The organism is Corynebacterium sp. HMSC034A01, from assembly GCF_001838175.1.
GTDB lineage: Bacteria > Actinomycetota > Actinomycetes > Mycobacteriales > Mycobacteriaceae > Corynebacterium.
Genome location: NZ_KV835925.1, coordinates 1 through 25,212 on the forward strand (window position 1 = coordinate 1; position 25,212 = coordinate 25,212).

Below are 25,212 nucleotides of genomic sequence, written 5' to 3' on the forward strand. Positions count from 1 at the left end.
ACACCGTTACTAAACACGTGGTCTAAACAGGCGATTCACCGTTTTAGAAATGTGATTCTGATTACAGTTTTTTAACCTATGTTTGCCGCGATGGACATAGAGACTGTTTGTGTCGACGCGGTTTGTATGTTGACCGTAAACATATTCGATTAACGGGTTTGAAGGAGGGCACAATGGCGACTGACCTGCGGAAGCACGTCGACACGATCACCCATGCCCTCCTGGCCATGAAAGACCTTTGCGCGGACCCCGAAACGGTTTCGTTCGAGGAGATTCGGGAGGATTTCGAGCGCCTCGAAGCTGCGTTTAATGTCAAGGCAACGCTCGATGCCCTGTTCGCGTACGTGTGCGAGCGTGACGACGCTGGCCGCGTCGTCGGATCCAAACACGCCAATCAGTACTTGCAGAAGAAGCTGGGGCTCGAGCCTAAGGACGCCTACGACCGCCTCGCCCGGGGCCGGGACTACTACGGCGAGCCCGAGGTCGAGGATGAACCTGTATCCGACTTGTTCGATGCTGGCTTTGACGACAGCCCCGCGGATCCAGCGGCTGAGGCCGCGCGGGAGGAAGAGGCACGCAAGGCCGCCCGGGCAGCGGCCCGCGAGGAGGCGCGGCGCAAGCAAGAGGAGGCCCGCCGTGCCGCCGAGCGTGTGAACGCCGAGAAGCAGCGCGTGATCCGCCAGGAGTTGGACAAGCTTGTTCCGGCTGCGAAGGGGGCGCCCGTCTCCAGGCAGATGCTCTCGCGGAGGCGCCTAAACGGACAGTGAAGGATCTGCGCGCCACCGTGCGACGCTGGGTAGAGCGGGAGAACCGCAAGCACGTCGACCCCACGAACCCGAACGCCGGCATGGAAAACCGTGGGCTGCACATCGGTGGTCAGCGCGCGGACGGGACGTGCCGGATAATCATCGATGCCGTGGCTTCCGATTCGGCATTGTTTAAGGCGTTGACCGATAAGGGGTTGGCGCCCAACTCGAACCTGCCCGAGGGCGTGGAGGATTACCGCACGCCCTCGCAACGCTCGTACGACCAGTTATCGGAGATACTCAAGCATTACGACGCCTGCGAGAAACCGACCGGCGGCGGCTGTGCGTCCGTGGTTGTGTCGGTGACATTAGACGAGCTGGCGGAGGCCGATCCGACCACGAAGTTCGCCACCAACACCGGCATCGAGCTCGACGCCTTCGACCTCGTGCGATTGGGCACGGACGGAACATCAGACTTCGTGCTGACTGTCGACGACGCAACGTCGATGCCGTTAAACCTGTACCGGACGCGGCGGTTAGCATCGCTGGCGCAGCGGATCACCTTGCTTGCGGTGCAGGGCGTGTGCGCCTGGACCGGCTGCACTGCGCCACTGACAGAGACCGAGATCCACCACATCACGTCGTGGCTGCAGGGCGGCGACACCAACATAGACAACCTCACAGCGCTGTGCCGGACACACCACCGCTGCAACAACGACTTCAAAGACCACAGAAACAACACCAGTCACATGGATGTGGACCCGGCAACGGGTCGAGCTGGGGTGAAGGAGCCCGGGTGTGCAACGCTGCAGTTCAACCACGCGGACGCGGCCGAACATTCGGCGGTAAACAGGTTGCGGAAGCGGCACCGGCAGCGAGATCGTGCAACCGTGCCAGATCCTGGTGGTGGCACTGCCCCACCGGAAACTCCAGCACCACCAGACCCACCGGATCCTCCGCCCCCGCGCGGGCCGGTGGAGCCCCCGCCATGGGCTAAGGGGCAAGACCCGTACCCGCCGTTCTAGGTGCGCCCACCTGGCCGGTGGCAGGTTAGGCGAGCTCGACGATCTCCATGTACTCGTCGCTCCACATGTCCTCGTCGCCCTCGGGCATGATGATCACCCGCTCGGGCTCGAGCGCGCGCACCGCACCCGGGTCGTGGGTGACCAGGACGACGGCACCGGTGTAGGTCTTTAACGCGTCCAGGACCTGCTCGCGGGATTGGGGGTCGAGGTTGTTGGTGGGCTCGTCGAGAAGCAGCACGTTCGCGCGCGAGGAGACGAGGGTGGCTAGCGCGAGGCGGGTCTTCTCGCCGCCCGAGAGAGTGCCGGCGGGCTGCTCCAGCTTGTCGCCCGAGAACATGAACGCGCCGAGCAGGCCACGCAGGTCCTGCTGCCCGGCGTCGGGGCAGGCCTCGATGGTGTTCTCCCAGACGGTCTTGTCGCCGTCGATGGTGTCGTGCTCCTGGGCGAAATAGCCGATCTTCAGGCCGTGGCCCGAGACCACGCCGCCCTCGCCGTCGGTGCGCTCCACCCCGGCGAGCAGCTTGAGCAGGGTGGTCTTGCCGGCGCCGTTCGTGCCCAGCACCACCACGCGCGAGCCCTTGTCCACCGCCAAGTCCACGCCCGCGAAAACCTCGAGCGAGCCGTACATCTTGGTCAGCCCCTTGCCGAACAGCGGCGTCTTGCCACAGGGCGCCGGCTCCGGGAAGGAGATGGAGGCGACCTTGTCGGCCACCCGGACCTCGTCGAGCTCGCCCATCATCCGCTCGGCGCGCGCCAGCATCTGCTTCGCGGCCGCCGCCTTCGTCGCCTTCGCGCCCAGCTTCGCGGCCTGCTTCTGCAGCGCCGAGGCCTTCTTCTCGGCGTTGGCGCGCTCGCGGCGGCGCCGGGCCTCATCCAAGGCGCGGGCGTCCTTGTACTTGGCAAAGCCCATGTTGTACACGTCGGCCTCGGCGCGCACCGCGTCGAGGAACCAGACCTTGTTGCACACCGCGTCGAGCAGCTCGACGTCGTGGGAGATCATGATCAACCCGCCCTCGTGCTTGGACAGGAAGTTGCGCAGCCACGCGATGGAGTCTGCGTCGAGGTGGTTGGTGGGCTCGTCGAGAAGCAAGGTGGTCTGGGACTTGCCCGAGCCCTGCCGCGAGGCGAAGAGGATCTGGGCGAGCTCGACGCGGCGGCGCTGGCCGCCCGAAAGCGTCTTCAGCTGCTGGTCCAAGACGCGCTCCGGCAGACCCAGGTTGTCGCAGATCTGGGCTGCCTCCGCGTTCGCCTCGTAGCCACCGAGGGCCTGGTAGCGCTCCTCCAGCCGGGAGAACTTCGCGATCGCCTTGTCGCGCTCCGCGCCGTCGGTCTCCTCCATCAGCTTCTGCTGCTTCGCCATCGAGCGCTGGATTTGGTCCAGGCCGCGGGCCGAGAGCACACGGTCGCGGGCGGTCTGCTCGATGTCGCCCTCCTTGGAGTCTTGTGGGAGGTAGCCGATCTCGCCCGAGCGGGTCACCGAGCCGCCATAGGGTTCGGTCTCTCCCGCCAGGATGCGCATCGTGGTGGTCTTGCCGGCACCGTTGCGGCCGACCAGGCCGATGCGGTCGCCGGGTTGGACGCGGAGGTGCTGGCCGGGGGCGTCGAGAAGCGTGCGCGCGCCGACGCGGACCTCGAGATCATTGGTGACAATCACGGGGGTTCACTGTATCAACCGCCCCCAAATCGCCAGCTACTTCTTCGACACTGAGCGCACGATCCACAGAATTGCCAAAATCGGCAGCGCTACCAGGCTAGCGGTACCGAGCATAACCAGTATTTCGCCGAGTCCAAGGTTCACAACAGTCCTCCTTCAAAACGCGGAAATCCCCCACAGGTTAACAACCTGGGGGGGGGACTTCGAGGGGTGCTTTTACACCGCGAACCCGAGGGCGCGGAGCTGCTCGCGGCCCTCCTCCGTGATGAACTGCGGGCCCCACGGCGGCATCCAAACCCAGTTCAGGTCCAGCTCGTCGACCGCCGTGTTGGCCACGACAGCCTGGGTCGCCTGCTCCTCGATCACGTCGGTGAGCGGACACGCCGGCGAGGTCAGCGTCATGTTGACCACCGCGACGGTCTTGCCCTCGCGATCCTCAATCCACAGGTCGTAGACCAAACCGAGGTCGACCACGTTGATGCCCAGCTCCGGGTCGATCACGTCGTGGAGGAACTCCTCCACCTCGCCGATGAGCTTGAGCTGCTCCTCGGTCTGCTGCGGACGCTCGGCCTGTTTCTCTGCATCAGTCATCGCTTACTCCTTCTCTCCCAGTGCGTCCGACGTCGCCGCCTGGAACGCCTTCCACCCCAGCAGCGCGCACTTCACGCGCGCCGGGAACTTGGCCACGCCGGCGAATGCCACGCCGTCGCCGATCTTCGCTGCATCCCCCTCGACGGTGCCACGCGAGGTGATCATCTCGTCGAAGGCGGCGAGCTTCGACATCGCCTCGTCGACAGGCAGCCCGATGACCTCCTCCGCCATCACCGAGGTGGAGGCCTGCGAGATCGAGCAGCCCTCGGCGTCGTAGGAGACGTCCTCGACCGTGGAGCCGTCCTCGGACAGGTGGACGCGCAAGGTCAGCTCGTCGCCGCACGACGGGTTGACGTGGTGCACCTCCGCCTCGTACGGCTCGCGCAGCCCCGCGTGCTGCGGGTTCTTGTAGTGGTCCAGGATGACTTCCTGGTACATGGATTCGAGGTTCATCGCGCGAAAAACTCCTTCGCTTTGTTAATCGACGACACCAAGGTATCAACCTCGTCCAGCGTGTTGTACAGGTAAAAGCTCGCACGCGACGTGGACTGCATGTCCAGGCCCCGGTGCAGCGGCCACGCGCAGTGGTGGCCGGTGCGGATGGCCACGCCCTCGGCGTCGAGCACCTGGCCCAGGTCGTGCGGATGCACGCCCTCGACCGTAAAGGCGATCGCACCGCCGCGGTTGTCGGCGGTGAGCGGGCCGGCGATGCGGAGGCCGTCGATACGCTGCATCTGCTCCAGGGCATACGCGGTGAGCTCGCGCTCGTGCGCCTGGATGTCCTCCATGCCGATCTCGGTGAGGAAGCGCACCGCCTCGCCGAGCCCCACGACCTGGGAGGTCATCTGGGTGCCCGCCTCAAAGCGCTGCGGCGCCGGGGCAAACGTCGTTTCCTCCATGCGCACAACCTCGATCATGGAGCCGCCGGTGAGGAACGGGGGCAGCTCGTTGAGGTGCTTCGAGTACACCGCGCCCACACCGTTTGGCCCGCACATCTTGTGGCCGGAGAACGCAGCGAAGTCCACGTCGAGCGCGTGGAAGTCCACCGGCATGTGCGGCACCGACTGGCAGGCGTCGAGCACGGTCAGCGCGCCGACGGCCTTGGCGCGTCGCACCATCTCGGCGACGTCGGCGTGCGCGCCGGTGACGTTGGACTGGTGGGTGAAGGCGACAACCTTGACGGTGTCGTCGAGCTCGAGCGAGTCGAGGTCGATGCGGCCGTCCTCGGTCATCGTGTACCACTTCAGCGTCGCACCGGTGCGACGCGCCAGCTCCTGCCACGGCACCAGGTTCGCGTGGTGCTCGAGCTCCGTGATCACGATGGTGTCGCCCTCGCCCACCGCGAACTCGCCGGCACGCGTGTCGCCCAGCACGTAGGCGACCAGGTTCAGCGCCTCGGTGGCGTTCTTGGTGAACGCGATCTCGTCGTCGCGCGCTCCCACGAACGCCGCGATGGCGGCGCGGGCGGACTCGTAGGCGTCAGTGGCCTCCTCGGCCAGCTGGTACGAGCCGCGGTGCACCGGGGCGTTGCAGCCGAGCACGAAGTCGCGCTCGGCGTCCCACACGCGCTGCGGGCGCTGCGATGTCGCGCCCGAATCCAGGTACACCAACGGCTTGTCCCCGCGCACCGTGCGCGACAGGATCGGGAACTCCTTGCGGATGGCAGTTACGTCGAGCGCCATTAGATGAACTTCTCGTAGCCCTCGGCCTCGAGCTGGTCGGCGAGCGAGGAGTCGCCGGTCTGCACGATCTTGCCGTCGGCGAAGACGTGGATGAAGTCGGGCTTGACGTAGTTCAGGATGCGCTTGTAGTGCGTGATCATGAGCACGCCGCCGCCGGTCTCCTCCTGGTAGCGGTTGATGCCTTCGGAGACGATGCGCAGCGCGTCGACGTCCAGGCCGGAGTCCGTCTCGTCCATGACGGCGAACTTCGGCTTCATCAGGGCAAGCTGCATGACCTCGTGGCGCTTCTTCTCGCCGCCGGAGAAGCCCTCGTTGACGGAGCGCTCGGAGAAGGAGGCGTCCATCTGCAGCGCCTCGCGGGCGGCGTTGAGCTCGCCGACCCACTCGCGCAGCTTCGGGGCCTCGCCGCGCACCGCGGTCACGGCGGAGCGCATGAAGTTCGACGAGGACACGCCCGGCACCTCCACCGGGTACTGCATGGCCAAGAAGAGACCTGCGCGGGCGCGCTCGTCGATTTCCATGTCGAGGATGTTCTCGCCGTCGAGAAGCACCTCGCCCTCGGTGACCTCGTACTTCGGGTGGCCCGCCAGCGTGTAGGCGAGGGTGGACTTGCCAGAGCCGTTCGGGCCCATGATCGCGTGGGTCTCGCCGCCCTTGATGGTCAGGTTGACGCCCTTGAGGATCGGCTTCGGTTCCTGGCCTTCCTCGGTGGGCAGGACGTTGGCGTGCAGGTTCTTAATTTCCAGGGTGGACATGTATTGCTCCTTTTAGTTTTCGTTGCGCTCGAGCTCGCCGGCGACGCGGGCGATGAGTTCTTCGCGGATGGACTCGACGGGGATCTGGTTGAGGACCTCGTTGAAGAAGCCGCGGATGATCAGGCGGGTGGCGTCTTCCTCGCGGATGCCGCGGGAGCGCAGGTAGAACAGCTGGTCGTCGTCGAAGCGGCCGACGGTTGCGGCGTGGCCCGCGCCGGCGATCTCGCCGGTTTCGATCTCCAGGTTCGGGATGGCGTCGGCGCGTGCGCCGTCGGTGAGCACCAGGTTGCGGTTGGTCTCGTAGGTGTCGGTGCCCTTCGCCTCGGCGCGGATGAGCACGTCGCCCACCCAGCAAGTGCGGGCCTCGGGCAGCTTGGAGGCCTTGTCGCCCTGCAGCGCGCCCTTGTACAGCACGTTGGAGCGGCAGGTCGGCACCGCGTGATCCACCAGCAGGCGGTTCTCGATGTACTGGCCGGCGTCGGCGAAGTACACGCCGGTCAGCTCGGCGTCACCGCCCGGGGCCTCGAAGGCGAGGCGCGGGGTGATGCGGACGATCTCTCCGCCGAAGGTGGCCACGTGGTGGCGCAGGGTTGCATCGCGCTTCACGACGATCGACTGCTGGCCAACGTGCACCGCATCCAGATCCCAGTCGGCGTCCACCACGGCGTTGACGCGGGAGCCCTCGCCGATGACCCAGTTGACGTTGTCGGCGTGGGTGCCGGAGCCTGCGTAGCGCACCACAACGGTGGCCTCTGAGTTCGCGCCGGATTCGAACACGACGGTGCCGAAGGTGGTCTTGTCCGCGCCAGCACCGGTGATGGTCACGGTAATCGGTTCGGTCAGCTCGGCGTTCGCCGGCACCGAGATCAGGGTGGCGTTCTCGGAGGAGGTCCAGGCCTGGGCGGCGACACGGTCGACGGGGGCGCCGGCGGCGGTCACGCGCTCGTCGTCAAGCGAAACCTGCTCGACTGCGACCTCACTGGGAGCATCCACCGCAATCTGCGCCTCGGCCTGCGGGGCGAACTCGCCGTTGTGCAGGCCGCGAAGGCGGCGCAGGGAAATGAAGCGCCAGACCTCGTCGCGGCCGCCCGGGACCTCGAAATCCTCCACGTTGAAGGAGGAAAACAGGTCGCCCTTGTTGTTGTGCGTAGTCGCGTTTTTGACGGTTTCGGCCATTTAGCCCACCGATCCTTCCATTTGCAGCTCGATGAGGCGGTTCAGCTCGAGGGCGTACTCCATGGGCAGCTCCTTGGCGATCGGCTCGACAAAGCCGCGCACGATCATTGCCATGGCCTCTTCCTCGGCGATGCCGCGGGACATGAGGTAGAACAGCTGGTCCTCGGAGACCTTGGACACCTTCGCCTCGTGGCCCAGGGTCACGCGGTCGTTGCGGATGTCGTTGTACGGGTAGGTGTCCGAGCGCGAGACGTCGTCCACCAGCAGCGCGTCGCACTCCACGTTGGACGCAGAGTCGTGCGCGTTGGCGTTGATCTGCACCAAGCCGCGGTACGCCGCTCGGCCACCGCCGCGGGCGACGGACTTGGACACGATGGACGAGGAGGTGTGCGGCGCCATGTGTGTCATCTTCGCGCCGGTGTCCTGGAACTGGCCCTCGCCCGCGAACGCGACGGAGAGCACCTCGCCGCGGGCATGCTCGCCGGTCATCCACACGGCCGGGTATTTCATGGTGACCTTGGAGCCGATGTTGCCGTCGACCCACTCCATGGTCGCGCCCTCTTCAGCCTTCGCGCGCTTGGTGACCAGGTTGTAGACGTTGTTGGACCAGTTCTGGATGGTGGTGTAGCGGCAGCGGCCGCCCTTCTTCACGATGATCTCCACCACAGCGGAGTGCAGCGAGTCCGACTTGTAGATCGGGGCGGTGCAGCCCTCGACGTAGTGCACGTAGGCGTCCTCGTCGACGATGATGAGGGTGCGCTCGAACTGGCCCATGTTCTCCGTGTTGATGCGGAAGTAGGCCTGCAGCGGGATGTCCACGTGGACCCCCGGCGGGACGTAGATGAAGGAGCCGCCGGACCACACTGCGGTGTTCAGCGCCGAGAACTTGTTGTCGCCGGCCGGGATGACGGAGCCGAAGTACTCCTTGAACAGGTCCTCGTGCTCGCGCAGGGCGGTGTCGGTGTCGACGAAGATAACGCCCTTTTCCTCCAGGTCCTCGCGGATCTGGTGGTAGACCACCTCGGACTCGTACTGCGCGGCCACGCCTGCGACGAGGCGCTGCTTCTCAGCTTCCGGGATGCCCAGCTTGTCGTAGGTGTTCTTGATGTCCTCCGGCAGGTCGTCCCAGCTGGTGGCCTGCTCCTCGGTGGAGCGGACGTAGTACTTGATGTTGTCGAAGTCGATGTCGGACAGGTCCGCGCCCCAGGTGGGCATGGGCTTCTTGTCGAAGATCTCCAGCGCCTTCACACGCTGGTTGAGCATCCACTCCGGCTCGCCCTTAATGCCGGAAATGTCGCGCACGACATCTTCGTTCAGGCCGCGGCGCGCGGCGGCGCCGGCGGCGTCCGAGTCGTGCCAGCCGTAGTTGTAGGCGCCGATCGACTCGATGATCTCGTCGTCGTTCATCGGCTTCTCAAGGCCTGGTGTGGGCTTCACTTCAGTCATTGTCAGCCGCTCCTTTCGTTGCTGTTCCCGCCGAGCGCGTTCGGGTCCGCGCCGCGGCAAGGGGGATGTTAGTTGTGCAGATTCCGTCGCCGTCGGAGATGAGGGCAAGCGGCTGCACATGCGTATCGACGATCCGCGCCACCGCCTCCCTTTCTGCCTCGCAGAACTCCGGGTGCGCCGCGGCAACCGCGGACACCGGGCAGTGGTGCTGGCAGATCTGGATGCCGGCGTCGGTGCGGTGGACGCTCGGGGCGTAGCCGTGCTTTTCCAGCGCGGCGGCGACGCGCTGCGCCGTCACCTCTGGCTCGTCCGCCGGCTCCACGTCGCCGAGGATCTTTTCCACGCGGGCGCGGGCGAAGTCGCGCACCGCGTCCTCGCCCCCGATCTGCTGGATCAGTTCCACGGCGTCGAGCGCGAGTCCGTCGTAGTGCGAACCGAAGCGCTCGCGACCTGCGGCGGTGAGCTGAAAGTGCTTGGCCGGCCGGCCGCGCCCCTGCTCCTCCCCCGCGACGGCGCGCGGGGCGCAGGGTACTGCCAGCTTCTCCTCGACGAGCTTGTCCACGTGCCTGCGCACGCCGGCCGCCGAGAGGCCGAGCTCTTCCGCAATGTCGTTGGCCGCTACCGGGCCCCGCTTGAGCAGGACCGACATCACCTGCGAGCGCGTGTCGCCGCCAACGCGGGACGCGTCCGCAGGAGCGGGATTGCGGGTATCCGCTGTGTCCGCTGTGTCCACGATGGCACCACCTTTCGCTCGATGTGGTTTGGGTCGCTGCCTTTTCACAACACTAGTGTGTTGTAAATATTCCCGCCGCAACGGGTGGGCCCGTGTCGGGGCGCCACTTAGACTGTTCAACCGTGACTGAACCCGAACGCCCGCACGGCACCCGACGTACGCGCCACGCCAGGCGCGTGAGCTTGGTCAGCGAGCTGCCCCGCTTCGGTCGTCCGGGATCCCGTTCAACGCTGCTCCACGACCCGGCCTCCCCTGCCCAGAGCACTCCGACAAGCGTGGCGGTTCGCACCCGCGAGCGCAGCCGATTCGCGGCTCTGCGCTGGGCAGGTGCGGCGGGGGCGTGCCTGATCGCCTTCGCGGGCATCGGCGGCGGCGCCCTGCCGGTGGTGGAAAACCCGTGGCAGAACTTCCCCTTCGGCGCGGAGATGGGACGCATGATGCTCGCCTCCAACGCGCTCGTGCTCATCGGCGTCGGCGTGTTGGTGGCCGCTTGGCTGGCCATGGCGCCGTTCGTCGGGGCGTCGCCGGGCGCGGCACGAGGGGCGCGGGTGAGCAACCCGGAGATGCTGCGCACCTTCATCGCGTGGGTGATCCCGCTGCTCGCCACCGCACCACTGTTCACCCAGGACATCTACTCCTACCTGGCCAACGGCAACATCGTGCGCCAGGGGCTCGACCCGTACTCCTCCGGCCCCGTGGAGATTCTCGGCGTGGAGCACCATCTCGCCCGCTCCGTGCCGTTTATTTGGGCGCACTCCCCTAGCCCGTACGGGCCGGTTGCGCTCGGCACGGCGGCGGTGATCTCGCACATCACGGGTGACTCGATCTTTTGGGGCGTGCTCGCCCACCGCGTCGTGTCTGTCGCTGGCATTCTCGCCGCGGCCTGGGCAGTGCTCGCGCTGGCGAAGCGCTGCGGCGTAACAGGGCCGGCCGCCCTGTGGCTGGGCATCCTCAACCCGCTGACGGTGTTGCACATGGTCGGCGGCATCCACAACGAGGCCATCATGATGGGCCTGCTGCTCGTCGGCCTCGAGGTGGGGCTGCGAGGCATCGACCGGCTCGAGCGCGACCGGCGCTCCGGCTGGGCTCAGCTCGCTGCTTCTGCTGCCCTGATCAGCTGCGCCGGCATGGTGAAGGTGATCGGCTTTTTGGCCCTCGGATTCACCGGCATGGCGCTGGCCCGCCACCTGCGCACACGACCACTTCGCCAGCGCAGCGGCCCCCGCGCGATCGCCACCTCCGCCGCCCTGCACGCGACCATGCTGGTGGCCACCGCCATCGCGGTCTCGCTAATCTCCGGCATCGGCCTGGGGTGGGTCACCGGCCAAGGAGGCGCCGCGCAAATCCGCAGCTGGCTGTCTGTGACCACGGATATCGGCGTCGCCGGCGGGTTCCTCGGCATGAACCTGGGGCTCGGCGACCACACGGACGCGATGCTCAGCGTGACCCGTTGGGCGGGGTTGACCGTCGCCGCCGCGTTCGCGGTGCGCATGCTCTGGGCCACCTACCGCGGCACCATCCACCCGGTCGGCGGTCTCGGCGTGTCCACGTTCGTTTTGGTTGTGCTGTTTCCCGTCGTGCACCCCTGGTACCCGTTGTGGGCCGTGCTTCCGCTGGCGGCGTGGGCGAACCGTTTCGCCTTCCGCGCCTCTGTGGCCGGGTACTCGGCGTTGGTGAGCTTCCTCGTCCTCCCCCGCGGGCTCCGCCTCCAAGCGGGGGCGGTGGCCACCATCTACGGCTCCGCCATCGTCGGCTTCATCCTGCTGACGGTGTGCGTGGCGCTCACGCTTCGGGTGCTGCGGCGCAGGCGGTCTACACTCATCACCCATGAGTGATCACGCGCTGGTTGTCGACAGTGTTGTCAAGCGGTTCGGCGACAAAACGGCAGTTGACGGGCTCTCATTCACAGCGCGGCGCGGCGAGCTGCTGGCGCTTCTGGGCCCCAACGGCGCCGGTAAAACCACCACCATCGAGATGTGCGAGGGCTTTACCAAGCCCACCTCCGGGTCGATCCGCGTGCTCGGCATCGACCCGGTCGCGCAGCCGCAGAAGGTGCGCGACCGCATCGGCATCATGCTCCAGGGCGGCGGCTCCTACGCCGGCGTCTCCGTCGAAGAAATGCTCAACCTCGCCGCCAGCTACAACAAGCATCCCCACGACCCGCGGTGGCTCATGGAGTTGGTGGGGCTGGAAGGCGCAGCCAAGACCACCTACCGCCGACTGTCGGGCGGCCAGCAGCAGCGACTGTCGCTGGCGCTGGCGCTGATTGGCAGGCCGGAGCTGATCTTTCTGGACGAGCCCACCGCGGGCCTGGACGCCCAGTCCCGTATGGCGGTGTGGGACATCATCTCCGCACTCAAGCGCGACGGGGTGAGCGTCCTGCTCACCACCCACCTCATGGACGAGGCCGAAAGCCTCGCGGATGCCGTGGTCATCATCGACCACGGCAAGGTCGTCGCCCAGGGCACCCCGGAAGAGCTGACCAGCCACGAAGAGTTTCAGGTGCTCGCGGTCGAGACGGCGGAGGTGTTCGACGTGCAAAAGCTTAACGACGAGCTCACGCCCGCCGGCCTCACAGTCGAGGAAGTCCGGCCGCGCAGTTACCGGATCAAAGGTACGGGCTCGCCGGAGGTCGTCGAGACGCTCGCGCGCGAGGCCGCACGCCAGGATGTGCTGATCCGCGAGCTGAGCGTGTCCCACCGCAACTTAGAGGACGTGTTTTTGGACATCACAGGAAGGGAGCTGAGGAGCTAATGGAGAAGCTCACCCCAGGCATTTTCGCCCCGGCGCCGCAGCGGGCGTCGTTCGGCCGGATGGCCGCGGCCCAAGGGCGCATCGAGGCGAAGCTGATGCTGCGCCACGGCGAGCAGCTCCTGGTCAACGTGCTGATCCCGGCGGCGATCCTGCTGGCGGCCCACTTCGCCCCGATCCTCGGCGAGAACACTGAGTCCGACGTGCTCGTGCCCATGGTTTTCGCCGTGGCCGCCACCGGCGCGGGCTTTACTGGCCAGGCCATCGCCGTCGCCTTCGACCGCCGCTACGGGGCCTTGAAGCGCACCGGCGCGTCCGGGGTGCCGCCCTGGACCATCATCGTGGGCAAGATCCTCGGCGTGCTGGCTACGGTGGTGGTGCAGCTGGTGGTGCTCGGCGCAATCGCCCTGGCGTTGGGGTGGCGCGTGACCCCCGCCGGCGCCGCGTTCGGGTTGGCCACCCTCCTGTGCGGTGTGGCCGCGTTCACCGCGCTGGGGCTGCTGATGGGCGGCACCCTGCGCGCCGAGCTGGTGCTGGCGCTTGCGAACCTGATCTGGCTGGTGCTCATGGGCATCCTCGGCTGGGTGGGCTACTCCGGCGACATCGCGCACGCCGGGTGGTGGAACGCGGTGCCCACCGTGGCGCTGGCGGGCGCGCTGGTGCAAGCCCTGCAACTGCAGGTCAACTGGGCGGCGTGGGCCTCGCTCGCCGCCTGGGGGGTAGCCGCGGTGACCGCGGCCGTGCGCCTGTTCCGCTTTGACGGGTAGGCGCGATACACTCACCACGATCAACATCGTCCGAAAGTTGGAGAAACAGTGACCGCAACCACAGCCGAGACCCGCCCGAGCTCCTGGAGGGAGGCCTGGCGCGACCCGTCGCTGAAGCTGCAGCGCACCCTCGCGATGGTGCTGCTGCTGTGCCAGGGCGGCATCACCGTCACCGGCTCGCTCGTGCGCGTGACCGGTTCGGGCCTCGGCTGCGACACGTGGCCGCTGTGCCACGAGGGCTCGCTCGTGCCGGTCGCCGGCGCGGCCCCCTGGATCCACCAGGCGATCGAGTTCGGCAACCGCCTCCTCGCCTTCGTGGTCGCCGCGGCCGCCGGCCTCGTGCTCTTTGCCGTGATCCGTGCCGGACGCCGCAAGGACATCAAGACGCTGGCCTGGATCTCCCTGATCGGCGTGATCGTGCAGGCCGTCATCGGCGGCATCTCGGTGCGGCTCGACCTGCGTTGGTGGTCCGTGGCGGTGCACTTCCTGCCGTCGATGGTGCTCGTGTTCGTCGCCGCAATGCTCTACATGCGCATCGCCGAAACCGACTCCGCGGTACCCACCCGCCGCTACCCCGGCTCGGCGCAGACGTGGACGCTCATCGCCGTCGCGGCACTGTGCCTCGTGCTCGTCACCGGCACCATGGTCACCGGCTCCGGCCCGCACTCCGGCGACGCGGGCGCGGGCATGGAGGGCCGCCTCGAGTTGGACACGCGTGTGCTCGCCTACGTGCACTCGGTGTGCATGTACCTCTACCTCATTGCCACGATCATTACCACGGTGCTGCTGCGCAACTCCGGCGCCCCAGACGACGTCAAGCGCACCGCTTACGTGCTCATCGCGATGATCCTGGTGCAGTGGGCCATCGGTGTGATCCAGTTCCGCCTCGGTGTTCCGCGCTGGACAATCCCTGCACATATCGCCATGTCGTCGGTCGTGGTTGCGTTTAGCGGCTTCCTTTTTGCACATGGGAAGCGCAGGTTGCCTACGCTCGTGTGACATGAAAGCAATCGTTGTCACATCCCATGGCGGCCCGGAAGTCCTCGAGTACAAGGACGTCGAGCCGCCACAGCCGTCTGAGGGGCAGTTGCTTGTCGACGTCACGTACGCCGGCATCAACTACATCGACACCTACTTCCGCTCCGGAACCTACCCCTCGAACCCGCCGTACATTCCCGGCACCGAGGGCTGCGGCCGCGTGGTGGAAGATCCCCTGGGCAAGATCGCGCCCGGCACCCTCGTGGCCTGGCACGCCGCCCCCGGCTCCTACGCCGAGCAGGTGGCGGTGGACCGCAACCGGCTGGTCGCCGTGCCGGAGGGCGTCGATCCTGCGGTGGCGGCCTCGATGCTGCTGCAGGGCATGACCTCGCACTACCTCCTCCACGGCGTGCGCGAGACGAAGCCGGGCGACACCATGGTGGTCACCGCCGGCGCCGGCGGCGTGGGGCTGATCCTGACCCAGATGGCGGCCGCCGAGGAGGCGACCGTCTACTCGGTTGTCTCCACCGACGAGAAAGAACAGCTCGCCTACGACGCGGGCGCAACCAAGGTGTTCCGCTACGGCGAGGACCTCGCCGAGCAGATCAAGGCCGAAAACGGCGGCGGCGTGGACGTGGTCTACGACGGCGTCGGGCAGGACACCTTCGAGATGTGCCTGAACGTCACCCGCCCGCGCGGGCTAGTCTGCTCCTTCGGCTCCGCCTCGGGCGACGTCGAGCCGTTCAAGATCCAGGAGCTCAACGCACACGGCGCGCTGTTCCTCACCCGCCCGTCGCTGAAGCACTACGTGGCCACCGATGACGAGTTCCTCATGCGCGCCCAGGCCGTGGCCCGGGCGGTGGAAGAGGGCACGGTGAAGATCCGTATCCACCCGCCCTATGAACTGAAAAACGCCCGCCAGGCCCACGAGGACCTGCAGGCGCGCAACACCACCGGCTCGGTTGTGCTGAAGGTCTAGAACAGCAGCTGGCCGACGGTCTCCCAGCCGAGCACCGCGTCGAAGGACAGGCCCAGAAACAGCGCGGCGAGGTAGTTGTTGGAGAGGATGAACAGCTTCAGCGGCTTGACGTTCTCGCCGCGCACGATGCCCTGGTGCAGCTTGGTCGCCATGACCAAGAACGCCGCACCCGAGGCAATCGCGATTACCAGGTAGATCCAGGACGCCGCCGGCACCAGCAGCAGGGAGACCGCCACGGTGAGCCAGGAGTAGATCACGATCTGGCGCGAGGTCTCCTCGGCGGAGGCGACCACCGGCAGCATGGGCACGTTGGCGCGGGCGTAGTCGTCCTTGTACTTCATGGCCAGCGCCCAGGTGTGCGGCGGGGTCCAGAAGAAGATGATCAGAAACAGCACGATGGCCTGCCACCAGTTGTCGGCGGAGCCGTCGTGGACGTTGTCGCGGATCACGGCCCAGCCCACCATCACGGGCATGCAGCCGGCGGCTCCGCCCCAGATGACGTTCTGCCAGGTGCGGCGCTTCAGCCACTTCGTGTAGACGAAGATGTAGAAGAAGTTGGTCAGCAGGATGAAAAACGCCGCCAGCCAGGAGTTGCACAGCACGCCAAGCCACAGCACGGACAACACGAGCATCACCCAGGCGAACACGGCCGCCTTCTGCTTGGTCACCGAATGGCGCACCAGCGGGCGCGCGCGGGTGCGGCCCATCTTCTGGTCAATGTCGTAGTCCGCCACCATGTTGAAGGTGTTCGCGGCGGCCGCCCCCATCCAGCCGCCGAGCAGCGTGCCCAGCACGAGCCAGAGGTGCACCTCGCCGCGGTGCGCCTGCAGCATCGCGGGGATCGCGGCGACCAAGAGAAGTTCAATGACCCTCGGCTTCGTCAACGCGAAATATGCCTTGATGGTCTCCAACAACTCTCTCCTTTTTGTACCGCCGTCGGGCGCGGGCAATCATACCTTTGGACGATGGTAGCCCCAACCAACGCGAGTCAACGAATCGAGGATGGGGTGGGACCGGAGGCGTCGATAAGCGATATGCTTTTGTCCGACCTTAAAGAAAGCGAGGACCCCATGACGCTGCCCCCGAAACTGCAGGCAATGACCGAGCGCAACTACCCGCAGGATTGGACCGAGACCGACACCCGCGCCGTTGACACGGCCAGGGTGCTCGCCGCCGACGCGGTGGAAAACTGCGGTTCCGGCCACCCCGGCACCGCCATGAGCCTCGCGCCGCTGGCCTACACCCTGTTCCAGCGCGTGATGGACGTGGACCCGGCCGACAAGGACTGGGTGGGCCGCGACCGCTTCGTGCTGTCCAACGGCCACTCCTCGCTCACGCAGTACGTGCAGCTCTACCTCGGCGGCTTCGGGCTGGAGCTGCAGGACCTGAAGGACCTGCGCACCTGGGGTTCGAAGACCCCGGGCCACCCGGAGTACAACCACACCGACCACATCGAGATCACCACTGGCCCGCTCGGCCAGGGCCTCGCCTCCGCCGTGGGCATGGCGATGGCTTCTCGACGTGAGCGTGGCCTGTTCGACCCCGACGCCCCCGCCGGCGAGTCCCCATTCGACCACTACATCTACGTCGTCGCCGGCGACGGCTGCCTGCAGGAGGGCGTGACCTCCGAGGCGTCCTCGCTCGCCGGCACGCAGCAGCTGGGCAACCTCATCCTGTTCTGGGACGACAACCGCATCTCCATCGAGGACGACACCCAAATCGCGTTCACCGAGGACGTGCTCAAGCGTTACGACGCCTACGGCTGGCAGACGCTGACCGTCGAATCCGGCGAGGACGTCGCCGCCATTGAGGCCGCCGTTGCCGAGGCGAAGGCGGAGCCGACCAAGCCGACGATCATCCGCGTCAAGACCGTGATCGGCTACCCCGCCCCGAACCTGATGAACACCGGCGCCATCCACGGCGCAGCACTCGGCGCCGACGAGGTCGCCGCGGTCAAGGAGACGCTCGGTTTCGACCCGGCCGTGAACTTCCCCGAAGAGGACGAGGTGATCGCTCACACCCGCAAGCTGCGCGAGCGCGCCGCAGAGAAGCGGGCTGCCTGGGACGAGAAGTTCAACGCCTGGGCCGAGGCGAACCAGGAGCGCAAGGCCCTGCTGGACCGCCTCACCGCCCGCGAGCTGCCGGCAGACTGGGCCAAGGACTTCCCCACCTGGGAGCCGGACGCGAAGGGTGTGGCCACCCGCAAGGCCTCCGCGGCAGCCATCCAGGCCGCCGCGGCCGCGCTGCCTGAGCTGTGGGGCGGCTCCGCCGACCTGGCGGGCTCCAACAACACTCTGATCGAGGGCGCGCCGTCGTTTGGCCCGCGCTCCATTTCCACCGAGATGTTCTCCGCCGACCCGTACGGGCGCAACCTGCACTTCGGCATCCGCGAGCACGCCATGGGCGCGGTGATGAACGGCATCGCCCTGCACGGCGGCACCCGCGTCTACGGCGGCACCTTCCTCATCTTCTCCGAGTACCTCTACCCCGCCATCCGCGTGGCCGCCCTGTCCGGCATCGACGGCTACTACGTGTTCACCCACGACTCCATCGGTCTCGGCGAGGACGGCCCGACCCACCAGCCGGTGGAGACCCTCGCCGCGCTGCGCGCCATCCCGGACGTGGCCGTGATCCGCCCGGCCGACGCGAACGAGACCTCCGCCGCCTGGATCGCCGCGCTCGAGGCGAAGGAGCAGCCGAAGGCGCTGGCCCTGTCGCGCCAGAACCTGCCGGTGCTCGAGGGCACCAAGGAGAAGGCCTTCGAGGGCGTCGCCCGCGGCGCCTACGTGCTGGTCGAGGAATCCGCTGATACCCCGGACGTGATCCTCATGGCATCCGGCTCCGAGGTGCAGTACGCCGTCGAGGCCGCCAAGGCGCTCGAGGCCGAGGGCACCGCCACCCGCGTGGTGTCCGTGCCGTCCATGGACTGGTTCATGGAGCAGGACGACGCCTACATCGACTCCGTGCTGCCGCGCGACGTCAAGGCCCGTGTCTCCGTGGAGGCCGCGACCTCCATGCCGTGGTTCCGCTTCCTCGGCGAGTACGGCCGCGCCGTGTCCCTGGAGCACTTCGGCGCCTCCGCCCCCGGCGCCGAACTGTTCGAGCGCTTCGGCTTCACCACCGACAACGTCGTGCGCACCGCCCGCGAGACCCTCGAGTGCGTGCGCGAACAGCACAGCGTGGCGACGAGCGTGCGCGTCGGCGACACCGAATCCGAGCCCACCCGCGGCGACGGGCGTTAGCTCGCGAACGGAACACACAGGAAGGAATAGGACATGACCGCAATCGACGACCTCTACCAGGTCGGCACCTCCACCTGGCTCGACGACCTGTCGCGCGAGCGCATCGCCACCGGCAACCTGGGCGAGGTGAAGCAGGCGAAGTCCATCGTCGGCGTGACCACCAACCCCGCGATCTTCGCGGCAGCGATGGGCTCCGGCACCCACTACGACGAGCAGCTCGCCGAGCTGAAGCAGGCCGGCACCACCGCCGACGCCGCCGTCTACGCCATGAGCGTCAAGGACGTCCAGGACGCCTGCGACCTCTTCCGCGACACCTTTGAGGCCACCGGCGGCAAGGACGGGCGCGTCTCCATCGAGGTGGACCCGCGCTTCGCGGCCGACGAGGCCAAGACCATCGACCAGGCCCGCGAGCTGTGGCAGCTGGTGGACCGCGACAACCTCATGATCAAGATCCCGGCGACCAACGAGTCGCTGCCCGCCGTCACAGCGGCACTGGCCGAAGGCATCTCCGTCAACGTCACCCTGATCTTCTCCGTGGAGCGCTACAAGCAGGTCATCGATGCCTACAAGGACGGCATCCGCAAGGTCGCCGCCAACGGCCACGACGTCAGCCGCATCCACTCCGTGGCGTCCTTCTTCGTCTCCCGCATGGACACCGAGGTGGACAAGCGTCTCGAAGCCATCGGCACCGAGGAGGCGCTGGCGCTGCGCGGCAAGGCCGGCATCGCCAACGCGCGGCTGGCGTATGCCCTGTTTGAGCGTGAGTTTGGCGGAGCTGACGTCGAGAAGCTTCCTGCGGGCGCGAACGCCCAGCGCCCCCTATGGGCGTCGACCGGTGTGAAAAACCCGGACTACCCGGCGACGATGTACGTCACTGAGCTCGCTGGCCCGCAGACCGTGAACACGATGCCGGAGAAGACGCTCGACGCGGTGCTTCGCGACGGCGGCGTGCACGGCGACACCCTCACCGGCACCGAAGCCGCCTCTCGCGAAACCTTCGCGGCGCTGCGCGGCGTGGGCATCGACCTCGACGACGTGGTCGCCGTGCTGGAGCGCGAAGGCGTGGAGAAGTTCGTGGACGCGTGGCAGGAGCTGCTCGATTCCATGACTGCTAGGCTCGCCTAACGTGACTTCACCGCACCAGCAGTGGACCAACCCGCTGCGCTCTGACGCCGACAAACGCCTCCCCCAGATCGCCGGGCCCTCCGGCATGGTGATCTTCGGGGTCACCGGCGACCTCGCCCGCAAGAAGCTGCTGCCGGCCGTCTACGACCTGGCCAACCGCGGCCTCCTGCCCGGCGGGTTCACGCTGGTCGGTTACGGGCGGCGCGACTGGTCCAAGGCCGACTTCGAGGCGTACGTGCGCAAGGCTGTCAACGACGGCGCGCGCACCGAGTTCCACGAGAACGTGTGGCAGCGCCTCGCCGAAGGCCTCGAGTTTGTCCAGGGCAACTTCGACGACGACGCCGCCTTCGACCGGCTTGCCGCCACCTGCAAACGCAGCGACGACGAGCGCGGCACCGCCGGCAACTGGGCCTACTACCTGTCCGTGCCGCCTGAATTCTTCGCCGAGGTGGTCCACCAGCTGGACCGCTCCGGCATGGCGCACGACGGCGAGAACCAGTGGCGCCGCGTGATCATTGAAAAGCCGTTCGGCCACGACCTCGAGTCCGCCAAGGAGCTCAACGCGGTCGTCGGCGCGGTGTTCGACGAGCGTTCCGTGTTCCGCATCGACCACTACCTGGGCAAGGAAACAGTGCAGAACATTTTGGCGCTGCGCTTTTCCAACCAGATGTTTGAGCCGGTGTGGAACTCCCACTACATCGACCACGTGCAGATCACCATGGCCGAGGACATCGGCCTGGGCGGGCGCGCCAGCTACTACGACGGCATCGGCGCCGCCCGAGACGTGATCCAGAACCACCTGATCCAATTGCTCGCGCTGGTTGCCATGGAGGAGCCGACGTCGTTCTCCCCCGGCCAGCTGCGCGCCGAGAAGCTCAAGGTGCTGCGCGCCACCTCAGCGGTGGGCCCGTTCGGCAAAACCACCGCGCGCGGGCAGTACACCGCCGGGTGGCAGGGCTCCAAGAAGGTCGTTGGCCTGCGCGAGGAGGACGGTTTCGACCCGGAATCCACCACCGAGACGTTTGCGGCCTGCACCCTGCAGATCGATTCGCGGCGCTGGGCCGGGGTGCCGTTCTACCTGCGCACCGGCAAGCGGCTGGGCCGCCGCGTCACCGAGATCGCGCTCGTGTTCAAGCGCCCGCCGTACCAGCCGTTCTCCCAGGGGCAGACGGACCTGCTGACCAACAACGCCGTGGTCATCCGCGTCCAGCCCGACGAGGGCGTGCTCATGCGCTTCGGCTCCAAGGTCCCCGGCCCCGGCATGGAACTGCGCGACGTGAACATGGACTTCTCCTACTCCGAGGCGTTCACCGAGCAGTCGCCGGAGGCCTACGAGCGCCTCATCCTGGACGCCTTGCTGGACGAATCGAGCCTGTTTCCCACCAACTCCGAGGTGGAGCGCAGCTGGGAGATCCTGGACCCGGTGCTGAACTACTGGGCCGAACAGGGCAGCCCCGACGACTACGCCGCCGGCACCTGGGGTCCGGCCTCCGCCGAGCGCATGCTGTTGAAGGACGGGCGCGCCTGGCGGCGCCCCTAAGCAAGAAAGGCTCGAGCATGATCACCGAACTGCCTGACACGACAACTAAGGCCATCGCTGCCGAGCTCGCACACGCCCGCGAGCGCCACTCGCTGGCCACCGGGCGCGTGCTCACTCTACTGGTGGCCATCGATGACGCGGGCGACAATGCAGGCGACGCCGGCATCGACGAGACACTTGCGACCCTGCGCGACGCCTCCTTTGAGCACCCCGCCCGCGTCCTGGTGCTCATCTCCGGCGACCCGCAGGCCGAAACCCGCCTCGACGCGCAGGTGCTGGTGGCCACCGACGCCGGCGCGTCCGAGGTCGTGGTCATGCGCCTCTACGGCGAGCTGACCGGCCACATGGGCGCGGTGGTCACACCGCTGCTGCTGCCGGACACCCCCGTGGTGGCATGCTGGCCGCAGAAAGCCCCGCGGCACCCCGCGGGCACGCAGCTGGGCCGCATCGCGCAGCGCCGCATCACGAACCTGCGCCGCGGCACGAACGGCGTGACTCTCGGTGATCTCACAGAAGGCTACGAGCACGGCGACTCGGACATGATGTGGTCGCGCATCACCCCGTGGCGCGGCATCGTCGCCTCCGCCTTGGACCGCCACCCCGGCACGCGCGTCCACAGCGCCGAGATCGCGGGCGCCGCCGGGGACCCGAGCGTGGACCTGGCCGCGGGTTGGCTCGCCTCCAGCCTGGGCGTTGATGTGACCCGCTACGAGGGCGAGGCGGCCGGCGACTTCCCCATCGCCCGCCTCGTGCTGCACTGCGACGGCGGCGACGTGGAGGTCGCAGTCCAGGACAGCCACACCGTGCGCATCTCCGCGCCGGGCAACGCCGATTCTTTCGTGGCCATGGGCGAGCGCGGCGAGGCGGAGAGTCTCGCCGAGGACCTGCGCCACCTCGGCCCCGACACCACCTACGAGCGCGCGCTGCGCGGACTTCAAGGAGTGCACAATGAGCTTTGATGACCTTGCATCGCTTCTCGACGAAGCAACCTCCCGGTTCACCTCCCTCATGACCGACGTCCACGCCGAGGGCCGCACCGCACGCGTGGTGCTCACCGGCGGCACCGCCGGCATCGCCCTGCTGGAGCGCCTCGCCGACGAGGACATCGACTGGTCGCGCGTCGAGGTCTTCTTCGGCGACGAACGCAACGTCCCCGCGGACCACCCCGATTCCAACGAGGGGCAGGCGCGTGCGGCGCTGCTGTCCAAGGTGGACATCCCCGAAGAAAACATCCACGGCTACGGCCTCGACGGCGGCCCGATGGACGCCGCGGTGGAGCGCTACCGCAACCTCGTCGGCGACGGCGGGTTCGACCTGCACCTTTTGGGCATGGGCGGCGAGGGCCACATCAACTCGCTGTTCCCCCACTCCGACGCGGTGCGCGAGCGCGACGCCATGGTGGTGGCGGTGACGGATTCGCCGAAACCGCCCGCCGAGCGCGCCACCTTGACCCTGCCGGCGGTACAGTCCGCCGACCGGGTGTGGCTGCTGGTCTCCGGCGCCGAGAAGGCGGAAGCGGCGAGCCACGCCTCCGACGGCGCCGATAGCGCCGACGACTGGCCCGTCGCCGGCGCTATCGGGCGTAAAGAAACGGTCCTGTTGGCCACGAAGGACGCAACAGGACCGTTCTAGTTCAGCGGGCGCTTAGACCGCGTAGGTCTGAATCAGGTTCAGGCCGATGATGCAGAGGATCCAGATCAGAGCCAGCAGCACGGTGACGCGGTCGAGGTTCTTCTCCACCGTCGTCGAACCGGACAGGTTGGCCTGGACGCCGCCGCCGAACAGGCTGGACAGGCCGCCGCCCTTACCCTTGTGGAGCAGGACGAAGACGGTCATGAGGATCGCGGCGATCACCAGCACAATCTCAAGGGCTAAAGCCATGTGTGCGACACCTTTCAAAATGGGCGATGGTGCAAACTCCCGATGAGCTTACACCACCGCAAACGCGAACCCAGCAGCGACTAGCGGTACCTACATCACCGCGTTGGCTGCCGCAGCGGCGAGCTTGGCAAAGTCCTGCCCGTCCAGGGAGGCGCCGCCGACCAGGCCGCCGTCGACGTCCGGCTGCGAGATGATCTCGGCCACCGTGTCGGCCTTGACGGAGCCGCCGTAGAGGATGCGGATCGCGTCGGCGACGGAGTCGTCGCTAAGCTCGCGCACGAGCTCGCGGATGCCGTGGCAGACCTCCTGGGCATCCTCCGCCGAGGCGACCTTGCCGGTGCCGATCGCCCAGACAGGCTCGTAGGCGATCACGGCTTTGGACAGGTCCACGCCGGCGAGCGACTCGCGCGCCTGCTTCACCACGAAGTCGACGTGCTCCCCCGCCTCACGCTCCTCAAGCGGCTCGCCCACGCAGACGATCGGGGCGATGCCGTGCTCGACGGCCTTGGCGGCCTTCGCAGCGACCTGCTCGTTGGTCTCCCCGTGGTACTCGCGGCGCTCCGAGTGGCCGACAACCACCCAGGAACACCCCAGCTTCTCCAGCATGGATGCGGAGATGTCGCCGGTGTAGGCGCCGTTGTCGTGCTCGGAGACGTCCTGGGCGCCGTAGGTGATCTTCAGCTTGTCGCCCTCCACCAGGGTCTGGATGGAACGCAGGTCTGTGAACGGGACCGTCAGCGCGATGTCGACGTACTCGTAGCCGTCCTTCGGAAACGCGAAGGCGAGCTTCTGGGCGCTCTGGATGGCCTCGAGGTGATCGTGGTTCATCTTCCAGTTGCCCGCGATAAGTGGCGTGCGTGCCATAGGTAGCAAACCTCCTAGTTCAGTACGGAAACGCCCGGCAGTTCCTTGCCCTCGATGAGCTCGAGGGAGGCGCCGCCGCCGGTGGAGATGTGGCTGAAGCCGCCCTCGTCCAGGCCGAGGGTGCGCACCGACGCCGCGGAATCGCCGCCGCCGACCACGGTGAAGGAGTCATTGTCCTTCGTCGCCGCGATCATGGCCTCGGCCACAGCCTTGGTGCCGTCCGCGAAGTTCGGGAACTCGAACACGCCCATCGGGCCGTTCCAGAACACCGTCTTGGAGTCCTTAATGGCCTCGGCGTACTTCTTGGCGGTCTCCGGGCCGATGTCCAGGCCCATCCAGCCCTCCGGGATCTCGTCCAGGCCGACGATCTTCTTCTCGGTGTCCTTGTCAAACTCCGCGCCGGCGGCGACGTCCACCGGCAGCAGCAGCTTGTCGCCGAAGCGCTCGATGAGCTCCTTGCAGGTGTCCACCATGTCGTCTTGCAGCAGGGACTTCTGCACGTTGTGGCCCTGGGCGGCGAGGAAGGTGTAGCACATGCCACCGCCGATGATGATCTTGTCGGCCTTTTCCGCAAGCGCCTCAATCACGCCGAGCTTGTCGGAGACCTTGGAGCCGCCCAGCACCACCACGTACGGGTGCTCCGGGTTGTCCTTCACGGAAGACAGGGTCTCAACCTCCTTGTCCACGAGGTAGCCCGCGTAAGCCGGGAGCTTCTTAGCCACGTCAAAGACGGAGGCCTGCGCGCGGTGCACAACGCCGAAGCCGTCGGAGACGAACGCGCCGTTGTCGGCCGCCAGCGCCGCGAGCTCCTCAGCGAAAGCGGTGCGCTCCGCTTCGTCCTTGGAGGTCTCGCGCGCGTCGAAGCGCACGTTTTCGAGCAGGAGGATCTCACCCTCGGTCAGGCCATTAGCGCGCTCGTGAGCGTCCTCGCCGGAGACGTCGCCGGCCAGCGGGACAAACTGACCCAGGCGCTCAGACAGCGCCTCCGCCACCGGGGCGAGGGAGAACTTCGGGTTGACCTCGCCCTTCGGGCGGCCCAGGTGCGCCATGACGATCACCTTGGCGCCGCCGTCAAGCAGCGCCTTCAGAGTGGGCAGCGAGGCGTCGATGCGGCCGGCATCGGTGATGTTGCCGTCGTCATCCAGGGGCACGTTGAAGTCGGACCGGACCAGGACGTGGCGGCCGTCCACGCCTTCGTCGAGAAGCTGCTGCAGGTTCTTGGTCATAGGTATCTCCTTTGCTCTGTGAACACTCACCATCGTATGAAAAACGGGCCC

24 protein-coding genes are annotated in these 25,212 nt (G+C 67.2%); 12 read left to right on the forward strand and 12 right to left on the reverse strand.

The features are described 5' to 3' along the window. The first annotated feature begins 173 nt into the window (after window positions 1-173). Together HMPREF2791_RS01140 and HMPREF2791_RS01145 are read left to right on the forward strand one after the other, a co-directional pair. Window positions 174-767: a hypothetical protein gene (locus HMPREF2791_RS01140; protein ID WP_070843886.1), complete on the forward strand. Its 594-nt coding sequence runs from the start codon at window positions 174-176 to the stop codon at window positions 765-767. Next, on the forward strand, window positions 764-1,771 hold the full coding sequence (locus tag HMPREF2791_RS01145; protein WP_070843887.1) for an HNH endonuclease signature motif containing protein: 1,008 nt from the start codon (window positions 764-766) through the stop codon (window positions 1,769-1,771). The genes HMPREF2791_RS01140 and HMPREF2791_RS01145 overlap by 4 nt, the downstream gene beginning before the upstream one ends. Window positions 1,772-1,796: 25 nt before the next feature. Here HMPREF2791_RS01145 and HMPREF2791_RS01150 read toward each other — a convergent pair whose 3' ends face one another. From HMPREF2791_RS01150 to HMPREF2791_RS01185, 8 genes are all read right to left on the reverse strand, one after another. Then, window positions 1,797-3,425 carry an ABC-F family ATP-binding cassette domain-containing protein gene (locus tag HMPREF2791_RS01150; RefSeq protein ID WP_070473958.1) on the reverse strand — a complete coding sequence of 543 codons (1,629 nt, stop codon included), beginning with the start codon at window positions 3,423-3,425 and terminating at the stop codon, window positions 1,797-1,799. 216 nt (window positions 3,426-3,641) lie between these two features. Beyond that, window positions 3,642-4,016 carry a metal-sulfur cluster assembly factor gene (locus HMPREF2791_RS01155; protein WP_070473960.1) on the reverse strand — a complete coding sequence of 125 codons (375 nt, stop codon included), beginning with the start codon at window positions 4,014-4,016 and terminating at the stop codon, window positions 3,642-3,644. A 3-nt stretch (window positions 4,017-4,019) separates the two neighbouring features. Further along, on the reverse strand, window positions 4,020-4,469 hold the full coding sequence (gene sufU / locus HMPREF2791_RS01160; RefSeq protein WP_070473962.1) for a Fe-S cluster assembly sulfur transfer protein SufU: 450 nt from the start codon (window positions 4,467-4,469) through the stop codon (window positions 4,020-4,022). Further along, entirely contained in the window at window positions 4,466-5,698 is a 1,233-nt protein-coding gene (locus HMPREF2791_RS01165; RefSeq protein WP_070473964.1) for a cysteine desulfurase, read from the reverse strand. The genes sufU and HMPREF2791_RS01165 overlap by 4 nt, the downstream gene beginning before the upstream one ends. Beyond that, window positions 5,698-6,453 (reverse strand): Fe-S cluster assembly ATPase SufC, encoded by a 756-nt coding sequence (sufC, locus tag HMPREF2791_RS01170; protein WP_070473965.1) that lies wholly within the window; start codon window positions 6,451-6,453, stop codon window positions 5,698-5,700. Before sufC ends, HMPREF2791_RS01165 begins: the two co-directional genes overlap by 1 nt. Window positions 6,454-6,465: 12 nt before the next feature. Then, window positions 6,466-7,629 (reverse strand): Fe-S cluster assembly protein SufD, encoded by a 1,164-nt coding sequence (gene sufD, locus HMPREF2791_RS01175; RefSeq protein ID WP_070843888.1) that lies wholly within the window; start codon window positions 7,627-7,629, stop codon window positions 6,466-6,468. Continuing rightward, entirely contained in the window at window positions 7,630-9,075 is a 1,446-nt protein-coding gene (gene sufB / locus HMPREF2791_RS01180) for a Fe-S cluster assembly protein SufB (protein ID WP_070843889.1), read from the reverse strand. It lies immediately after the preceding gene. Then, window positions 9,068-9,808 (reverse strand): helix-turn-helix transcriptional regulator, encoded by a 741-nt coding sequence (locus HMPREF2791_RS01185; RefSeq protein ID WP_239218117.1) that lies wholly within the window; start codon window positions 9,806-9,808, stop codon window positions 9,068-9,070. Before HMPREF2791_RS01185 ends, sufB begins: the two co-directional genes overlap by 8 nt. A 122-nt stretch (window positions 9,809-9,930) precedes the next feature. Between HMPREF2791_RS01185 and mptB the strand changes: the two genes are divergently transcribed. The 5 genes from mptB (at window position 9,931) to HMPREF2791_RS01210 (ending at window position 15,283) form a co-directional block, all read left to right on the forward strand. Further along, window positions 9,931-11,643 (forward strand): polyprenol phosphomannose-dependent alpha 1,6 mannosyltransferase MptB, encoded by a 1,713-nt coding sequence (gene mptB / locus HMPREF2791_RS01190; protein WP_371335878.1) that lies wholly within the window; start codon window positions 9,931-9,933, stop codon window positions 11,641-11,643. Beyond that, window positions 11,636-12,562 (forward strand): ABC transporter ATP-binding protein, encoded by a 927-nt coding sequence (locus HMPREF2791_RS01195; RefSeq protein ID WP_070843891.1) that lies wholly within the window; start codon window positions 11,636-11,638, stop codon window positions 12,560-12,562. The genes mptB and HMPREF2791_RS01195 overlap by 8 nt, the downstream gene beginning before the upstream one ends. Next, a complete protein-coding gene (locus tag HMPREF2791_RS01200) occupies window positions 12,562-13,326 on the forward strand; it encodes an ABC transporter permease (protein ID WP_070843892.1) in 765 nt (254 codons plus the stop codon). Before HMPREF2791_RS01195 ends, HMPREF2791_RS01200 begins: the two co-directional genes overlap by 1 nt. 135 nt (window positions 13,327-13,461) lie before the next feature. Next, window positions 13,462-14,325: a COX15/CtaA family protein gene (locus tag HMPREF2791_RS01205; RefSeq protein ID WP_083327853.1), complete on the forward strand. Its 864-nt coding sequence runs from the start codon at window positions 13,462-13,464 to the stop codon at window positions 14,323-14,325. A 1-nt stretch (window position 14,326) separates the two neighbouring features. Continuing rightward, on the forward strand, window positions 14,327-15,283 hold the full coding sequence (locus HMPREF2791_RS01210) for a quinone oxidoreductase family protein (protein ID WP_070843894.1): 957 nt from the start codon (window positions 14,327-14,329) through the stop codon (window positions 15,281-15,283). Here the strand turns inward: HMPREF2791_RS01210 and HMPREF2791_RS01215 are convergent. Further along, window positions 15,280-16,197: a heme o synthase gene (locus HMPREF2791_RS01215; RefSeq protein WP_256380994.1), complete on the reverse strand. Its 918-nt coding sequence runs from the start codon at window positions 16,195-16,197 to the stop codon at window positions 15,280-15,282. The two genes, HMPREF2791_RS01210 and HMPREF2791_RS01215, sit on opposite strands and share 4 nt — an antisense overlap. A 156-nt stretch (window positions 16,198-16,353) precedes the next feature. Here HMPREF2791_RS01215 and tkt point away from each other — a divergent pair, with 156 nt between their 5' ends. From tkt to pgl, 5 genes are read left to right on the forward strand one after another with little or no spacing between them, the layout of a single operon-like run. Beyond that, window positions 16,354-18,525: a transketolase gene (tkt, locus tag HMPREF2791_RS01220; protein WP_083327854.1), complete on the forward strand. Its 2,172-nt coding sequence runs from the start codon at window positions 16,354-16,356 to the stop codon at window positions 18,523-18,525. A 33-nt stretch (window positions 18,526-18,558) separates the two neighbouring features. Continuing rightward, entirely contained in the window at window positions 18,559-19,650 is a 1,092-nt protein-coding gene (tal, locus tag HMPREF2791_RS01225) for a transaldolase (RefSeq protein WP_070843896.1), read from the forward strand. Between the two features lies 1 nt (window position 19,651). Beyond that, the gene (zwf, locus tag HMPREF2791_RS01230; protein WP_141764880.1) at window positions 19,652-21,190 is read left to right on the forward strand and encodes a glucose-6-phosphate dehydrogenase; all 1,539 of its coding nucleotides are present in this window, start codon (window positions 19,652-19,654) and stop codon (window positions 21,188-21,190) included. Between the two features lie 17 nt (window positions 21,191-21,207). After that, window positions 21,208-22,149 carry a glucose-6-phosphate dehydrogenase assembly protein OpcA gene (locus HMPREF2791_RS01235; RefSeq protein WP_070843904.1) on the forward strand — a complete coding sequence of 314 codons (942 nt, stop codon included), beginning with the start codon at window positions 21,208-21,210 and terminating at the stop codon, window positions 22,147-22,149. After that, window positions 22,139-22,822 carry a 6-phosphogluconolactonase gene (pgl, locus tag HMPREF2791_RS01240; RefSeq protein WP_070843907.1) on the forward strand — a complete coding sequence of 228 codons (684 nt, stop codon included), beginning with the start codon at window positions 22,139-22,141 and terminating at the stop codon, window positions 22,820-22,822. The genes HMPREF2791_RS01235 and pgl overlap by 11 nt, the downstream gene beginning before the upstream one ends. A gap of 12 nt (window positions 22,823-22,834) precedes the next feature. Here pgl and secG read toward each other — a convergent pair whose 3' ends face one another. The 3 genes from secG to pgk all read right to left on the reverse strand — a co-directional run bounded on the left by secG (window position 22,835) and on the right by pgk (window position 25,161). Continuing rightward, window positions 22,835-23,071, reverse strand: a complete 237-nt coding sequence (gene secG / locus HMPREF2791_RS01245; protein ID WP_070473991.1) for a preprotein translocase subunit SecG — start codon at window positions 23,069-23,071, stop codon at window positions 22,835-22,837. 90 nt (window positions 23,072-23,161) lie between these two features. Beyond that, on the reverse strand, window positions 23,162-23,935 hold the full coding sequence (gene tpiA, locus HMPREF2791_RS01250) for a triose-phosphate isomerase (RefSeq protein ID WP_070843911.1): 774 nt from the start codon (window positions 23,933-23,935) through the stop codon (window positions 23,162-23,164). A 14-nt stretch (window positions 23,936-23,949) separates the two neighbouring features. Beyond that, a complete protein-coding gene (gene pgk, locus HMPREF2791_RS01255) occupies window positions 23,950-25,161 on the reverse strand; it encodes a phosphoglycerate kinase (RefSeq protein ID WP_070843915.1) in 1,212 nt (403 codons plus the stop codon). Window positions 25,162-25,212 lie beyond the last annotated feature (51 nt).

Bases quoted from the DNA above. Each gene is read 5' to 3' on its own strand.
- HMPREF2791_RS01140 (WP_070843886.1), top strand. From the start codon at position 174: ATGGCGACTGACCTGCGGAAGCACGTCGACACGATCACCCATGCCCTC.
- HMPREF2791_RS01155 (WP_070473960.1), bottom strand. From the start codon at position 4,016: ATGACTGATGCAGAGAAACAGGCCGAGCGTCCGCAGCAGACCGAGGAG.
- sufU (WP_070473962.1), bottom strand. From the start codon at position 4,469: ATGAACCTCGAATCCATGTACCAGGAAGTCATCCTGGACCACTACAAG.
- HMPREF2791_RS01165 (WP_070473964.1), bottom strand. From the start codon at position 5,698: ATGGCGCTCGACGTAACTGCCATCCGCAAGGAGTTCCCGATCCTGTCG.
- sufC (WP_070473965.1), bottom strand. From the start codon at position 6,453: ATGTCCACCCTGGAAATTAAGAACCTGCACGCCAACGTCCTGCCCACC.
- sufD (WP_070843888.1), bottom strand. From the start codon at position 7,629: ATGGCCGAAACCGTCAAAAACGCGACTACGCACAACAACAAGGGCGAC.
- sufB (WP_070843889.1), bottom strand. From the start codon at position 9,075: ATGACTGAAGTGAAGCCCACACCAGGCCTTGAGAAGCCGATGAACGAC.
- HMPREF2791_RS01195 (WP_070843891.1), top strand. From the start codon at position 11,636: ATGAGTGATCACGCGCTGGTTGTCGACAGTGTTGTCAAGCGGTTCGGC.
- HMPREF2791_RS01200 (WP_070843892.1), top strand. From the start codon at position 12,562: ATGGAGAAGCTCACCCCAGGCATTTTCGCCCCGGCGCCGCAGCGGGCG.
- HMPREF2791_RS01205 (WP_083327853.1), top strand. From the start codon at position 13,462: ATGGTGCTGCTGCTGTGCCAGGGCGGCATCACCGTCACCGGCTCGCTC.
- HMPREF2791_RS01210 (WP_070843894.1), top strand. From the start codon at position 14,327: ATGAAAGCAATCGTTGTCACATCCCATGGCGGCCCGGAAGTCCTCGAG.
- tkt (WP_083327854.1), top strand. From the start codon at position 16,354: ATGACGCTGCCCCCGAAACTGCAGGCAATGACCGAGCGCAACTACCCG.
- tal (WP_070843896.1), top strand. From the start codon at position 18,559: ATGACCGCAATCGACGACCTCTACCAGGTCGGCACCTCCACCTGGCTC.
- HMPREF2791_RS01235 (WP_070843904.1), top strand. From the start codon at position 21,208: ATGATCACCGAACTGCCTGACACGACAACTAAGGCCATCGCTGCCGAG.
- pgl (WP_070843907.1), top strand. From the start codon at position 22,139: ATGAGCTTTGATGACCTTGCATCGCTTCTCGACGAAGCAACCTCCCGG.
- secG (WP_070473991.1), bottom strand. From the start codon at position 23,071: ATGGCTTTAGCCCTTGAGATTGTGCTGGTGATCGCCGCGATCCTCATG.
- tpiA (WP_070843911.1), bottom strand. From the start codon at position 23,935: ATGGCACGCACGCCACTTATCGCGGGCAACTGGAAGATGAACCACGAT.
- pgk (WP_070843915.1), bottom strand. From the start codon at position 25,161: ATGACCAAGAACCTGCAGCAGCTTCTCGACGAAGGCGTGGACGGCCGC.